The sequence below is a fragment of the Streptomyces sp. CRN 30 genome (assembly GCF_034105845.1).
The window spans coordinates 17098-29898 of record NZ_JAVRHI010000540.1 but is presented as its reverse complement, the minus strand read 5'-3'; the positions used below and the strand labels follow the sequence as shown (position 1 = coordinate 29898).

General features: G+C 74.1%; 12 protein-coding genes and 1 pseudogene. 6 read left to right on the top strand and 7 right to left on the bottom strand.

The window, feature by feature from the left end:
* Positions 1 to 264, bottom strand: a pseudogene (locus UW392_RS62755) (hypothetical protein); the annotation flags it as partial.
* A gap of 165 nt (positions 265 to 429) precedes the next feature.
* Between UW392_RS62755 and UW392_RS62750 the strand changes: the two are divergent.
* The gene (locus UW392_RS62750) at positions 430 to 1335 is read left to right on the top strand and encodes a Gfo/Idh/MocA family oxidoreductase (protein ID WP_320784472.1); all 906 of its coding nucleotides are present in this window, start codon (positions 430 to 432) and stop codon (positions 1333 to 1335) included.
* Here UW392_RS62750 and lnt read toward each other — a convergent pair.
* Positions 1259 to 2902, bottom strand: coding sequence for an apolipoprotein N-acyltransferase (lnt, locus tag UW392_RS62745; protein ID WP_320784471.1), 1644 nt, complete (start codon positions 2900 to 2902; stop codon positions 1259 to 1261). The two genes, UW392_RS62750 and lnt, sit on opposite strands and share 77 nt — an antisense overlap.
* 157 nt (positions 2903 to 3059) lie before the next feature.
* Between lnt and UW392_RS62740 the strand changes: the two genes are divergently transcribed.
* Positions 3060 to 3800, top strand: a complete 741-nt coding sequence (locus tag UW392_RS62740) for an SDR family NAD(P)-dependent oxidoreductase (protein WP_320784470.1) — start codon at positions 3060 to 3062, stop codon at positions 3798 to 3800.
* A gap of 10 nt (positions 3801 to 3810) precedes the next feature.
* Here UW392_RS62740 and UW392_RS62735 read toward each other — a convergent pair whose 3' ends face one another.
* From UW392_RS62735 to UW392_RS62720, 4 genes are all read right to left on the bottom strand, one after another.
* On the bottom strand, positions 3811 to 3990 hold the full coding sequence (locus UW392_RS62735; RefSeq protein WP_320784469.1) for a hypothetical protein: 180 nt from the start codon (positions 3988 to 3990) through the stop codon (positions 3811 to 3813).
* A gap of 83 nt (positions 3991 to 4073) precedes the next feature.
* The gene (locus tag UW392_RS62730; RefSeq protein ID WP_320784468.1) at positions 4074 to 4949 is read right to left on the bottom strand and encodes an undecaprenyl-diphosphate phosphatase; all 876 of its coding nucleotides are present in this window, start codon (positions 4947 to 4949) and stop codon (positions 4074 to 4076) included.
* Positions 4950 to 5109: 160 nt separating this feature from the next.
* Positions 5110 to 5880: a TVP38/TMEM64 family protein gene (locus tag UW392_RS62725; protein WP_320784467.1), complete on the bottom strand. Its 771-nt coding sequence runs from the start codon at positions 5878 to 5880 to the stop codon at positions 5110 to 5112.
* A 56-nt stretch (positions 5881 to 5936) separates the two neighbouring features.
* Complete coding sequence (locus UW392_RS62720) at positions 5937 to 6110, bottom strand: hypothetical protein (RefSeq protein WP_320784466.1); 174 nt, start codon at positions 6108 to 6110, stop codon at positions 5937 to 5939.
* A gap of 166 nt (positions 6111 to 6276) precedes the next feature.
* On the opposite strand from UW392_RS62720, the gene tuf reads away from it, so the two are divergent.
* From tuf to UW392_RS62705, 3 genes are all read left to right on the top strand, one after another.
* Positions 6277 to 7458 (top strand): elongation factor Tu, encoded by a 1182-nt coding sequence (gene tuf, locus UW392_RS62715; protein ID WP_320784465.1) that lies wholly within the window; start codon positions 6277 to 6279, stop codon positions 7456 to 7458.
* Positions 7459 to 7503: 45 nt separating this feature from the next.
* The gene (locus tag UW392_RS62710; protein WP_320784464.1) at positions 7504 to 8349 is read left to right on the top strand and encodes a fused MFS/spermidine synthase; all 846 of its coding nucleotides are present in this window, start codon (positions 7504 to 7506) and stop codon (positions 8347 to 8349) included.
* A 69-nt stretch (positions 8350 to 8418) separates the two neighbouring features.
* The gene (locus tag UW392_RS62705) at positions 8419 to 8856 is read left to right on the top strand and encodes a DUF4442 domain-containing protein (RefSeq protein ID WP_320784473.1); all 438 of its coding nucleotides are present in this window, start codon (positions 8419 to 8421) and stop codon (positions 8854 to 8856) included.
* 101 nt (positions 8857 to 8957) lie between these two features.
* Here the strand turns inward: UW392_RS62705 and galU are convergent, their stop codons facing one another.
* Positions 8958 to 9998: a UTP--glucose-1-phosphate uridylyltransferase GalU gene (gene galU / locus UW392_RS62700; protein ID WP_414497692.1), complete on the bottom strand. Its 1041-nt coding sequence runs from the start codon at positions 9996 to 9998 to the stop codon at positions 8958 to 8960.
* Positions 9999 to 10249: 251 nt separating this feature from the next.
* On the opposite strand from galU, the gene UW392_RS62695 reads away from it, so the two are divergent.
* A complete protein-coding gene (locus tag UW392_RS62695; RefSeq protein WP_414497696.1) occupies positions 10250 to 12760 on the top strand; it encodes a beta-glucosidase family protein in 2511 nt (836 codons plus the stop codon).
* The last annotated feature ends 41 nt before the right edge of the window (positions 12761 to 12801 follow it).

Here is a 12801-nt window from a genome sequence, read left to right as displayed (position 1 = left end):
CGTCGCGGCGGCCGACGGCGCCGGATGCCGAGGCGCCCGCTTACCGTGGTCCGGCCGCCGGGAGGGACCCATCATCTCCAGCGCCTCGCGGGCCGGTGCCTCGACGGCCCGGGGCCGCCGCGAGACGTCCGGATGCGGGGCGGACGTCCGGGCGTCGGACGCGGCCGGGCCCGGGGCGGGCGGACGCGGGACCGTCACACAGCCGGTCACGGCCGAGACAGCCACGGTCACCAGGAGCGCTGCGGTGGTCGTCGTTCTCTGCACCCGCGCCACTCTGCTGGCTGCGCGGCGCCGCGTGGGGACGGACAAGCGGAGGTTGCCCCGCACGGGTGACGTCCGGCCCCGTACGGAGTCCCCAGGACGGCCGGGGGTGACGCCGGACGCCCACGTATGCTGACGCCCCCGCCGGAGATTCTTAGGAGAACACCCGTGAAGGTCGGCTGCATCGGACTCGGCGACATCGCGCGCAAGGCGTACCTCCCGGTGCTCGCCTTCCGGCCCGGTGTCGAGCTGCACCTGCAGACCCGGACGCCCGCGACCCTCACCCGCGTCGCCGACGAACTGGGTGTACCGCCGGAGCGGCGCCACGCCGACCTCGACGCGCTGCTCGCCCAGGACCTCGACGCCGCGTTCGTGCACGCCCCGACCGACGTCCACCCCGAGATCGTCACCCGGCTCCTGCGGGCCGGGGTCCCGACGTACGTCGACAAGCCCCTCGCCTACGAACTCGCCGACTCCGAGCGGCTGGTGGCCCTCGCCGAGGAACGCGGCGTGAGCCTGGCCGTCGGCTTCAACCGGCGCCACGCCCCCGGTTACACACAGTGCGCCGAGCATCCGCGCGAGCTGATCCTGCTGCAGAAGAACCGCACCGGGCTGCCCGAGGAACCGCGCACGATGATCCTCGACGACTTCATCCACGTCGTCGACACCCTGCGCTTCCTCGTCCCGGGCGAGATCGACGACGTGAGCGTGCGCGCCCGCGTCCGCGACGGCCTCCTCCACCACGTCGTGCTCCAGCTCGGCGGCGACGGTTTCACCGCGCTCGGCGTCATGAACCGGCTCAGCGGTTCCGCGGAGGAGATCCTGGAGGTCTCCGGCCAGGACACCAAGCGGCAGGTCGTCAACCTCGCCGAGGTCATCGACCACAAGGGCCAGCCGACCGTGCGGCGGCGCGGCGACTGGGTGCCGGTGTCCCGGCAGCGCGGCATCGAGCAGGCCGTCCTCACCTTCCTCGACGCCGTCCGCGCGGGCGAGGTGCTCAGTGCCCGGGACGCGCTGGCGACCCATGAGCTGTGCGAGCGGGTGGTACGCGCGGTCCGGGAACACGCCGCCTGAGCCGCAGTGTCCGCACGCCCTCGGCCACGCCCCAGACGAGCAGGACCAGCAGCGCCGTGTACGGGACCCAGTCGCCGAACCGGACGTACGGCGTCGTGCCGTGCGCGAGCGGCACCTCGTACACCCGGGCGCCGCTCGTGTCGGTGCCGAGCCACGGCCCGGTCCGCGCGCCGCTCGCGTCGTACACGGCGGAGACCCCCGTCAGCGTGGCGTGCACCATCGGGCGGCCGGTCTCCGCGGCGCGCAGCGCGGCCAGCGACGCGTGCTGCTCCGGCGCCCAGCTCTCCTGGAACGTCGACGTCGACGACTGGGCGAGCAGCACCTCGGCGCCGTCCTCGGCGAGGTGGCGGCTCATGTCGGGGAACGCGCTCTCGAAGCAGACCATCGGGCCGACGCGCAGTCCGCCGCCCACGTCCATCACCACCTGCTCCGTGCCCCGCCTGCGGTCCTCGCCCGCCGCCTTGCCGACGGAGGTGGCCCAGCCGAGGAGCGAGCGGGCGGGGACGTACTCGCCGAACGGGACGAGCCGCATCTTGTCGTAGCGCTGCCCGGACGGCCCGTCCGGGCCCACCAGTACCGAACTCTTGTAGATGCCGGGCCGGTCGGAGCGCCGCGCGTCCACGTTGACCAGGACGCTCGCGCCGGTCTCCCGCGCCAGCGCCGCGAGCCGCCGGGACAGGTCCGGGCGGTCGCCGAGGTCGAAGCCGACGCTGCTCTCGCCCCACACGACCAGGTCGACACCACGGCCGGCGAGGGCGCGGGTCAGCCGCTCCTCGCGGTCGAAGCGGCGCGCGGGGCTGCCGGTACCGGCCGCGGCACCGGCCTGCACGACGCCGATCCGCACCCGTTCCGCGCCGCCGTCACCACCGGCCGCGGGCCGCGGGGACCACACCCAGGCCGCGGAGACGGCGACGGCCGCGAGGGCGAGGCCCGCCACGGCGGTCAGCGTGAGCCGCCGCGCGGTGGCGGCACCCCGGTCGCCGCGCTCCCTACTGACGGTGACGGTGACGGTCACGGCGACAAGGACGCTGAGCGCCACGTTCACCGCGACGATCAGGAAGCCGACCAGCCACACCCCGCCGACCGACGCGAGCCGCAGCGCGGGCGCGACCTGCCACTGGCTGGCGCCGAGCACCCCCCAGGGACCGCCGAGCCCCTGCCAGGAGCGGACCAGTTCGACCGCCAGCCATCCGGACGGCACGACCACGAGGGCTGCCGCCGTCCGGCCCGCCGACGGCGTCACGCCGAGCAGCCGCCGCACGAGCCACCCCCACGGCGCCCACAACGCGCCGAGCAGCGCGGCGATGACGAACGTGAACACGTGCAGGTTCGGCAGCAGCCAGTGGTGCATCGCCAGCATGAATCCGAACCCGCCGCACCAGCCGTCGTACGCCGCACGCCGCCCGGTCGGCGCCGCGCGCACCAGCAGCAGCCAGGGAACCAGCGCGAACCAGGCGCACCACCACAGCGACGGGGCGGGAAAGGCGAGAACCGGCAGGGCGCCGACGACCACGGCGACGAGTGAGCGCCGCAATGGGGAGGCCGGCCGGTGACCGAGCGTCTTCATGAGCGGCTCCCTACCCAGCGGCGCCCGGCTCGTGCGCGGCCGGGCCCCTCAGTCGATCACACCGACCGCAGTGCCTCCACCGAAGAGACATACCGACATACCGAAGAGACATCTAGAATGATCGATGATCGATCAGAAGCAATCAGTGGAGGATCCGATGACGCGTCCCCTCACCGTGGTCACCGGCGGCAGCCGGGGGATCGGCGCGGCGACCTGCCTGCGGCTGGCGGCCGACGGACACGACCTCGTCGTGGGGTACGTACGGGACGGTGCCGCCGCCGAGTCGGTGGCGGACGGCGTGCGCGCGGCCGGCGGCCGGGCCGTCACCGTGCGGGTGGACACATCGGCGGAGGCGGACGTCGAGCGGCTCTTCGACGAGGCCGAGACGCGGCTCGGGCCGGTGACGGGACTGGTGAACAACGCGGCGGTGACCGGCCCGCTCGGCCGGCTGGCGGACGCCCGCACCGCCGACCTGCGCCGGGTCCTCGACGTCAACCTGCTGGGCACCCTGCTCTGTTCGCGGCGCGCGGCCCGGTTGATGTCCGCCCGTGGCGGCGGCGCGATCGTCAACGTCTCCTCGGGGGCCGCGACCCTCGGCAGCCCGGGGGAGTACGTGCACTACGCCGCCAGCAAGGCCGGTGTCGACGCGCTGACGGTCGGTCTCTCCAAGGAACTGGGCGAGGACGGCATCCGCGTCAACGCGGTCGCCCCCGGCCTGGTCGACACCGACATGCACGCCGCGATGGGCGCCCCGGACCGGGTCCGGCGGATGGCGCCGGGCATTCCGCTGCGCCGCGCGGGCCGGGCCGAGGAGATCGCCGCGGCCATCGCGTGGCTGCTCTCGCCGGACGCCTCGTACACGACGGGGACGGTACTGCGGGTGGCGGGCGGACGCTGAGGCGGCCCGGTCAGGCCGCCTCGATCACCTCACCCCGGGCGGCCGCGGCCCACTCCACCACGAGCAGCTCGTACTCGGCGCGCTCCTGGACCGTCAGCGACCCGCCCGCGCGACGCCACAGCGCGCGGATCCGCTCGTTCAACTCAGCGGCGGAGCGCGCTGAACCGCGGTTCGGGACTTCGGGGGACATGCCACAAGCCTAGGCGCAAGCACTGACAGTGCGCTACCGGACGGCTACACATAAGACAGCCGGGGTCAATAAGACAGCCGGGGTCAGTGCGCCGGCTCGCCCGCGTCCGGGCTCAGCACGCCCATGAAGACCAGGACGATGATCACGATGCCGAGGGCGACCCGGTAGTAGACGAACGGCATGAAGCTCTTGGTGGAGATGTACTTCATGAACCATGCGATCACGGCATATCCGACCACGAACGCGATCACCGTCGCGAAGAGCGTCGGGCCCCAGGCGACATGGTCGCTCTCCAGGGCGTCCTTCAGCTCGAACGCGCCCGACGCGAGCACGGCCGGCACCGCGAGCAGGAACGAGTAGCGGGCCGCGGCCTCGCGCCGGTAGCCCATGAAGAGGCCGCCGCTGATCGTCGCGCCCGAGCGGGAGACGCCCGGGATGAGCGCCGCGGCCTGGCAGAGGCCGTAGATCAGGCCGTCCTTGACGCCGAGGTCCGTCAGTTCCTTGCGCTGCTTGGCGACCCGGTGCCGGCCGCCGCTCTCGTCGCGCGCCGCCAGCCGGTCCGCGACACCGATCACGATGCCGATCACGACCAGCATGGTCGCGGTGACCCGCAGGTCGCGGAAGGGCCCCTCGATCTGGTCCTTCAGGGTCAGGCCGAGCACGCCGATCGGGATCGAGCCGACGATCACCAGCCAGCCCATCCGGGCGTTGGCGTCCTTGCGCAGCTCCTTGTCGACCAGAGACCGGCTCCACGTCGAGATGATCGCCGTGATGTCCTTGCGGAAGTAGATCAGCACCGCGGCCTCGGTGCCGATCTGCGTGATCGCCGTGAAGGCCGCGCCCGGGTCGTGCCAGCCGGAGAACGCCGCCGTCAGCCGCAGGTGCGCGCTGGAGGAGACGGGAAGAAACTCGGTCAGCCCCTGGACGAGTCCGAGGATGAGGGATTCAAACCAAGACATGAGGTAACGGAGTCCAAGTGCCGATCGTGGAACGGGCGACGGGACGCACCGAGCCGACGCTTGTGTTGATCAGGATCGGGCGTGCCGAGGGGCAGCGTAGCGCCCCTCGGTGAAGGGACAGGAACAGGGGCGGGCGCGGGCCGCGCCGGACCCGGCCCGGTCAGCGGGCCCGCAGTTGCTTCCGCTTGCGCCAGGCCACCACCGCGCCGGCCAGACCGGGCAGGGCGATGCAGGCCAGCGCGATCAGGAAGGCGGGGGAGGTGGGCGTGGCGGCACGGGCCCCGGCGACCGCGTACGCGGCGGTGTTCGGGATCGAGCCCAGCGCCGTCGCGAGCAGGAACGAGGGCAGGCCCATCCGGGAGATCGCGGCGCAGTAGTTGGCCGCGGCGAACGGCACGCCGGGGAAGAGCCTGGCCACCAGCATCGACCGGAAGCCGTGCCGGCTGAGCTGCCCGTCGGCGGCCTTCAGCCACTTGCCGCGCAGCAGCGGGCGCAGCGCCTCCTGGCCGAGGATACGGCCCAGGCAGAAGGCGAGCCCGGCGCCGAGCACCGTGCCGGCCAGCGCCGAGCCGAGGCCGAGCTGTGAGCCGAAGAGGGCGCCCGCCGCCAGGTTCAGCAGGGGCCGGGGCACGAAGGCGACGGTGCACAGGCCGTACGCGACCGCGTACGCCAGTGCCGCCGCGGCGCCGCCGAGTTGGGGTGGCCAGCCGTGCACCAGCAGTTTCTGCGGCTGGAACAGCAGGACCGCCGAGGCGGCCGAGGCGAGCAGGAGGACGAGGAGGGACAGCCGGGACCACGGGGAGAGGAGGATTCTCGCCGCACGCGCGGTGATTCCCGTCGGCGCGGCCGGAACGGCCGGACCGGCGGTGCCGGCTGCGGCCCGGGGAGAGGCCGTGGCGGTGCCCCCAGAGCGGGTGGTGGCATCGAGCATCCGGTGACACTAACCGACAAATGTGTGTGATCGCCGTATGGTCCGTCTCACGACTGTCACAGGCGGGCAAAGACAATCGTCGCGCACAACCGTTCACGATCGAACTCCCGTGCCATAAAAAACCATTCGACGTGGGACGAAGCGTCGGCGATGATCGGCGTCATGTTCCGGTACGCCTTCCACCTCGACGCATCCGCAGCCGCTGCGGATGCCGTGAAGGCTGCCGTCATCGCCCCGCCGACCGTCACGGTCGACGGCGCCCGAAGCTGACCCTCCCCGGATCGCCCGGCGGACCCCGCAGGGGGAGGGTCGGTGGGTCACCGGGGTCCCCCTCTCGCTCACGAGACCTTCCTCGCGCACGAGACTCCTCTCCTCACGACACTTCGAGGCATCGTCATGTCCAAGACGGCGTACGTCCGCACCAAACCGCACCTCAACATCGGCACCATGGGCCATGTCGACCACGGCAAGACCACCCTGACCGCCGCCATCACCAAGGTCCTCGCCGAGCGCGGCGGCGCGGCGTTCGTGCCGTTCGACCGCATCGACCGGGCCCCCGAGGAGGCCGCCCGCGGCATCACCATCAACATCGCGCACGTCGAGTACGAGACCGACACCCGCCACTACGCGCACGTCGACATGCCCGGCCACGCCGACTACGTCAAGAACATGGTCACCGGCGCCGCCCAGCTGGACGGGGCGATCCTCGTCGTCTCCGCGCTGGACGGGATCATGCCGCAGACCGCCGAACACGTGCTGCTCGCCCGGCAGGTGGGCGTCGACCACATCGTCGTCGCCCTCAACAAGGCCGACGCCGTCGATGACGGTGAGGACACGGTACTCACCGACCTGGTCGAACTGGAGGTCCGCGAGCTGCTCACCGCGCACGGCTACGGCGGCGACACCGCCCCCGTCGTACGGGTCTCCGGGCTCAAGGCGCTCCAGGGCGACCCGCGCTGGACGGCGTCCGTGGAGGCGCTGCTCGACGCGGTGGACACCTATGTGCCGATGCCCGAGCGGTACCTGGACGCGCCCTTCCTGATGCCGGTGGAGAACGTCCTCACCATCACCGGGCGCGGCACCGTCGTCACCGGCGCCGTCGAACGCGGCACGGTGCGGATCGGCGACCGCGTCGAGGTCCTCGGCGCGTCCGTCGAGACCGTCGTCACCGGCCTGGAGACCTTCGGCAAGCCCATGGAGGAGGCGCAGGCCGGGGACAACGTCGCGCTGCTGCTGCGTGGCGTCGCCCGCGACGCGGTCCGCCGCGGTCACGTGGTGGCCGTACCGGGGAGCGTCGTGCCGCGCCGGTCCTTCACCGCGCGGGTGTACGTGCTCTCCGCGCGGGAGGGCGGACGCGCGACGCCGCTGTCCACCGGGTACCGGCCGCAGTTCTACATCCGCACGGCGGACGTCGTCGGGGACGTCGACCTGGGCGGGACGGCCGTCGCGCGGCCCGGCGAGACGGTCACCATGGCCGTCTCGCTGGGCCGGGACGTGCCGCTGGAGCCGGGCCTCGGCTTCGCGATCCGCGAGGGCGGCCGGACGGTGGGGGCGGGCACGGTGACCACCGTGGAGTGAGCTTTCGGCACGGGGGCGCGGGGCGGGTGCGGGCACAATGGGGCGGTGAACGAGCCCATACCCGTCACCCGCGTCACCGATCACGGCACCGCCAAGCTCATGCCCGACGTCGACCGGGAGCGGGCCTGGCTGCTGACCGTGGACGGGGCCCCGCAGTCCTACGTCGACCTGGACGCGCCCGAGCACCTGGAGTTCGAGTACGCGCGGCGGCTCGGGCACGTCCTGGACACCGTCGCGGAGCCGGGGCGCCCGCTCGACGCGGTGCACCTCGGCGGCGGCGCGCTCACCCTGCCCCGCTACCTCGCCGCGACCCGGCCCGGTTCCCGGCAGGACGTGGTCGAGTTCGACCACGGCCTGCTGGAACTGGTCACCGGGCATCTGCCGCTCCCCGCGGACGCCGACGTCTCCCCGCACGCCGCCGACGCCCGCGACTGGCTGGCCGCCGCCCCCGCCGGCTCGGCCGACGTCCTGGTCGCCGACGTCTTCGGCGGCTCCCGCGTGCCCGCGCACCTGACCTCCGTGGAGTACGTCCGCGAGGCGGCGCGGGTGCTGCGGGCCGACGGCGTCTACCTGGCCAACCTCGCCGACGCCGCGCCGTTCGCCTTCCTCCGCTCCCAGCTCGCCACCCTCGGCACGCTCTTCGCGGAGCTGGTCCTGATCGCCGAGCCGGGGATGCTGCGCGGACGCCGGTTCGGCAACGCGGTGCTCGTCGCCTCCCACCGCCCGCTGGACACCGCCGCGCTGGCCCGGCGCACGGCCGCCGACGCCTTCCCGGCGCGGGTGGAGCACGGTGCGGCCCTGCGCGCCTTCGCCGGGGACGCCCGGCCGGTACGGGACGCGGACGCGGTGCCGTCGCCCGAGCCGCCGGAGGGGGCGTTCGGGATCGGCTGAGCCGGGTCCCACAGCCTCTGGCCCCCGAAGCTACCCATGGGTAACCTAAGGGTCATGAGCGCAGACCAGATGTCGATCGGCGAGTTGCTCGCCGCCACGGTGCCGATGGTGCGGACCCTGAACCTGGAGTATCTGGAGACCGGTCCCGAGAAGGCCGTGCTGGCCCTCCCGGACCAGAGCGAGTACCGCAACCACGTCGGCGGGCCGCACGCCGGGGCCATGTTCACCCTGGGCGAGTCGGCCAGCGGGGCGATCGTCCTGGCCGCCTTCGGCGACCAGCTGTCGCGGGCCGTGCCGCTTCCCGTCAACGCCGAGATCGCGTTCAAGAAGATCGCGCTCGGCCCGGTGAAGGCAACGGCGACGCTCGGCCGGCCCGCCGCCGAGGTGGTCGCGGAACTGGACGAGGGCCGCCGCCCCGAGTTCCCGGTGAGCGTCGCCATCGAGCGCGAGGACGGCGCCGTGACCGGCGAGATGACGGTGACCTGGACGCTGCGGCCCAACGGCTGAGGGCGCGGGACGGAAGGGGCGAGGGCCCGGCCGGGTGGTGCCTGGCCGGGCCCTCCGTCATCGGACCAGCCGGAGCCGGAGGAGGGAGAGGGAGCAGCGGGTCAGGCGGCGAGGTGTTCGTCCGCCGTCCCCGCCTCGTCCGGACCGTCCGCCTCGGCGGCCCTGTCCGGACCGTCCGTCTCGGTCGCCCCGTCCGGACCGTCCGCCTCGCTCAGCCCCGTCACGAACTCCCGCAGCCACGACCTGAACCCCGGTCCCAGGTCGGTCCGGTCGCAGGCCATCCGGACCACCGTGCGCAGGTAGTCGGCCTTGTCCCCGGTGTCGTAGCGCAGGCCGGCGAAGACGACGCCGTGCACCGTGCCGCCCTCGGCGAGGGTCCCCAGGGCGTCGGTGAGCTGGATCTCGCCGCCGCGCCCCGGCCCCGTACGCTCCAGGACGCCGAAGACGGCCGGGTCGAGGACGTAGCGGCCGATCACCGCGTACCGGCTCGGCGCCTGCTCCGGCGACGGCTTCTCCACCAGGCCGGTGACGCGGACGACACCGTCCTCGCCGGTGGGCTCGACGGCCGCGCAGCCGTACAGGTGGACCTGGTCCGGCTCGACCTCCATCAGCGCCACGACGCTCCCGCCCCGCCGGTCGCGCACGTCCAGCATCCGGCTGAGCAGGGACTCGCGCGGGTCGATCAGGTCGTCGCCGAGCAGCACGGCGAACGGCTGGTCGCCGACGTGCCGACGCGCGCACAGCACCGCGTGGCCGAGGCCCAGCGGGTCGCCCTGCCGGATGTGGTGGATGTCGGCCAGCCGCGCCGGGTCGCGCACCGCGTCCAGACGGACGGTGTCGCCCTTGGCCGCGAGGGTCTGCTCCAGTTCGAGAGCGTGATCGAAATGGTCCTCGATAGCCCGCTTGTGGCGTCCGGTGACCATCAGTACGTCGTCGAGCCCGGCCGCGGCGGCCTCCTCGACGACGTACTGGATGGCGGGTTTGTCGACGACCGGCAGCATCTCCTTGGGGGTGGCCTTCGTCGCGGGCAGGAACCGCGTGCCGAGCCCGGCGGCCGGCACGACCGCCTTGCGCACGGCGCGGACGGGCCCGGGAGCGGACCCGGGCGTGGTCGGAGTGGGGGAGGCGATCATGCGGCCCATGCTGGCGCGGCCGGATGGGAACCGGCCGAGTGCCGCCTCGGAGCGAGCTGTGGGTCCCGGTGCCGACCGGGCTGTAACTCATTGCGGGCGGCTTCGCGCCGCGCCGGACCGGCGGGCGGACCGCCGGGCGCGCGCTCCCGCATAGTGCCTGCGTGCAGACACCGACAGAGACACCTCGTGAACGACCGGCCGGGCCCGGCACCGACGCCTCCCGGCGGTCCGTCCTGCGCCTGCTGACCGGTGCCGCGACCATGGCGACGGCGACGGTCGCGGGCGTCGCCGGCGACCACGGCGGCCGGGCGGACGCCGCCACCCGCCCCGGCCCGGCGGGCACCGGTCCTCTTCGCACCGGCCCGGCGGGCACCGGCCCTCATCGCCCCGGTCCGGTGGACGGCGTTCCCGACCCGGCCGCCCGTGCCCGCGTCGAGCGGCTCCTCGCCCGGCTCACCCTCGCCGAGAAGGTCTCCCTGCTGCACGGGGCGCCCGACCCCGCCCCGCTCGGCCAGGCCGGCCACGTCCCCGGCGTGCCCCGGCTCGGCGTCCCCGCGCTGCGGCTGGCCGACGGCCCGGCCGGTGTCCGGGTCACCGCGCACGCCACGGCGCTGCCCGCCCCGGTCCTGCTGGCCTCCGCCTTCGCCCCCGACCTGGCCCGGCGCTACGGACAGGTCATCGGCCGCGAGGGCCGTGCCCTCGGCCAGGACGTGCTGCTCTCCCCGATGGTCAACCTGATCCGCACCCCGTACGCGGGCCGGAACTTCGAGACGTTCGCCGAGGACCCGCTGCTCTCCGCCGACCTGGTCGCCGCCGAGATCGCGGGCATCCAGGGCGAGGGACTGATCGCCACCGTCAAGCACTTCGCCCTCAACAACCAGGAGAAGGACCGCGAGACGGTCGACGTCCGCGTCGACGAACGCACCCTGCACGAGGTGTACCTGCCCGCCTTCGAAGCCGCCGTCGACGCCGGCACCGGCGCGGTGATGGCCGCCTACAACAAGGTCGGCGGCACCCACGCCGGTGAGCACACCGCCCTGCTCACCGGCGTCCTGCGGGAACGCTGGGGCTTCGACGGCCCGGTCATGAGCGACTGGTCCGCCACCCACTCCACCGCCGCCGCCCTCGCCGCCGGACTCGACCTGGAGATGCCGGACGGCAAGCACTACGGCGACGCCCTGCTGGCGGCCGTCGCGGACGGCACCGTGCCCGAGGCCCACGTCGACCGGGCCGTACGCCGCGTCCTGACCGTCATGGACCGCTTCGGCCTGCTCGACGCCGAGCCGCCGGCCCGCCCGGCACGCGACGCCGCGGCCGGTGCCGCCGTGGCCCGCGAGGTGGCCGAGGCGGGCGCCGTACTGCTGCGCAACGCATCCGGCACCCTGCCGCTGGCCCCCGGCCGGCACGTCGCGGTGATCGGCCCCACCGGCGCCCGGCCCCTGGTCGGCGGCGGGGGCAGCGCCCACGTCGTCCCCGACCGCGCCGCCCGCCCCCTCGACACCATCGGGGCCCGCGCGGCGCGCGTCACGTACGCGCTCGGCGAGGACATCCACGGCAAGAGCCTCCCCGCCGGCGCGCTCAGCCCCGCCCTGGACACCGAGGACCGGCACGTCGCACCGGGCGAGACCTGGACCTACGACGGCACCCTCACCGTCGCCGAGGACGACGACTGGACCCTCCTGCTGCACTGCTCGGCCGAGCCCACGCGCCGCCCCGAGGTCCGCCTCGGCGACGAGGACCTCTTCCCGCTCGCGCCCGGCTACCAGGAGTACTTCCCCGGCGGCCTGCTCACCCGCGCGCCCGACGGTCTCGCCGTACGCCGCCGGACGCTGCGGCTCGCCGCGGGCCGGCACCGGCTGCGGATCACCGCACGGGGCGGGGAGGCCGGCCAGTCGTTCCGGCTGCGGCGCATCACCGGGGCGAGCCGCGCGGCGGACGTCGCCGAGGCCGTACGGGCCGCCCGCGCCGCCGACGACGTGGTGCTCTTCGCCTACGAGGACGCGACCGAGGGACAGGACCGCGCCACCCTCGCCCTGCCGGGCGGCCAGGACCGGCTGATCGCGGCGGTGACCCGGGCCAACCCCCGTGTCACCGTCGTGCTGAACACGTCGTCGGCGGTGTCGATGCCGTGGCTCGCGACGACCGGCGCCGTCCTGCAGATGTACTACCCCGGCCAGGAAGGAGCCGCCGCCACCGCCGCCGTCCTCTACGGCGAGACCGACCCCGGCGGCCGGCTCACCCAGACCTTCCCGGCCGCCGACACCCGGCACCCGGTCGCCGCGGACCCCGCCCGCTACCCGGGCGTGAACGGTGTGGAGCGCTACTCCGAGGGCGTCCACATCGGCCACCGCTGGTACGACGAGCGGGGTGAGCGCCCGCTCTTCCCCTTCGGGCACGGACTGTCGTACACCACCTTCGCCTTCACGGACCCGGCGGTCCGGCCGGTGCGCGACGGCGGCCTCGACGTCTCCTTCACCGTCCGCAACACCGGCACCCGCGCGGGTGTGACGGTGCCGCAGGTCTACGTCGGACCCGCGCCCGGACTCGGCCTCGACCAGCCCGTACGGGTGCTGGCCGGGTACCGGCGGCTGACTCTGCGGGCGGGGGAGCGGCGCGAGATCACCGTGCGCGTCGCCGCCCGGACCCTCTCCCACTGGGACGCGGACCGTCACGACTGGGCGCTCGGCACCGGCCGGCGGGTGGTGTGGGTCGGGGCGTCGTCGGCGGATCTGCGGCTGCGGACGACAGGGGAGGTGGGGGCTCGCGTGTGACCAAGTAGGCTTCCCTGGACAGCAGGAGCGAAACGTCAGGA

Excerpts from the sequence above, each read along its gene's own strand:
- galU (WP_414497692.1), bottom strand. The coding sequence starts at position 9,998 with ATGGGCCGCATGATCGCCTCCCCCACTCCGACCACGCCCGGGTCCGCT.
- UW392_RS62735 (WP_320784469.1), bottom strand. The coding sequence starts at position 3,990 with ATGTCCCCCGAAGTCCCGAACCGCGGTTCAGCGCGCTCCGCCGCTGAG.
- lnt (WP_320784471.1), bottom strand. The coding sequence starts at position 2,902 with ATGAAGACGCTCGGTCACCGGCCGGCCTCCCCATTGCGGCGCTCACTC.
- UW392_RS62720 (WP_320784466.1), bottom strand. The coding sequence starts at position 6,110 with ATGACGGCAGCCTTCACGGCATCCGCAGCGGCTGCGGATGCGTCGAGG.
- UW392_RS62730 (WP_320784468.1), bottom strand. The coding sequence starts at position 4,949 with ATGTCTTGGTTTGAATCCCTCATCCTCGGACTCGTCCAGGGGCTGACC.
- tuf (WP_320784465.1), top strand. The coding sequence starts at position 6,277 with ATGTCCAAGACGGCGTACGTCCGCACCAAACCGCACCTCAACATCGGC.
- UW392_RS62705 (WP_320784473.1), top strand. The coding sequence starts at position 8,419 with ATGTCGATCGGCGAGTTGCTCGCCGCCACGGTGCCGATGGTGCGGACC.
- UW392_RS62725 (WP_320784467.1), bottom strand. The coding sequence starts at position 5,880 with ATGCTCGATGCCACCACCCGCTCTGGGGGCACCGCCACGGCCTCTCCC.
- UW392_RS62695 (WP_414497696.1), top strand. The coding sequence starts at position 10,250 with ATGGCGACGGCGACGGTCGCGGGCGTCGCCGGCGACCACGGCGGCCGG.
- UW392_RS62740 (WP_320784470.1), top strand. The coding sequence starts at position 3,060 with ATGACGCGTCCCCTCACCGTGGTCACCGGCGGCAGCCGGGGGATCGGC.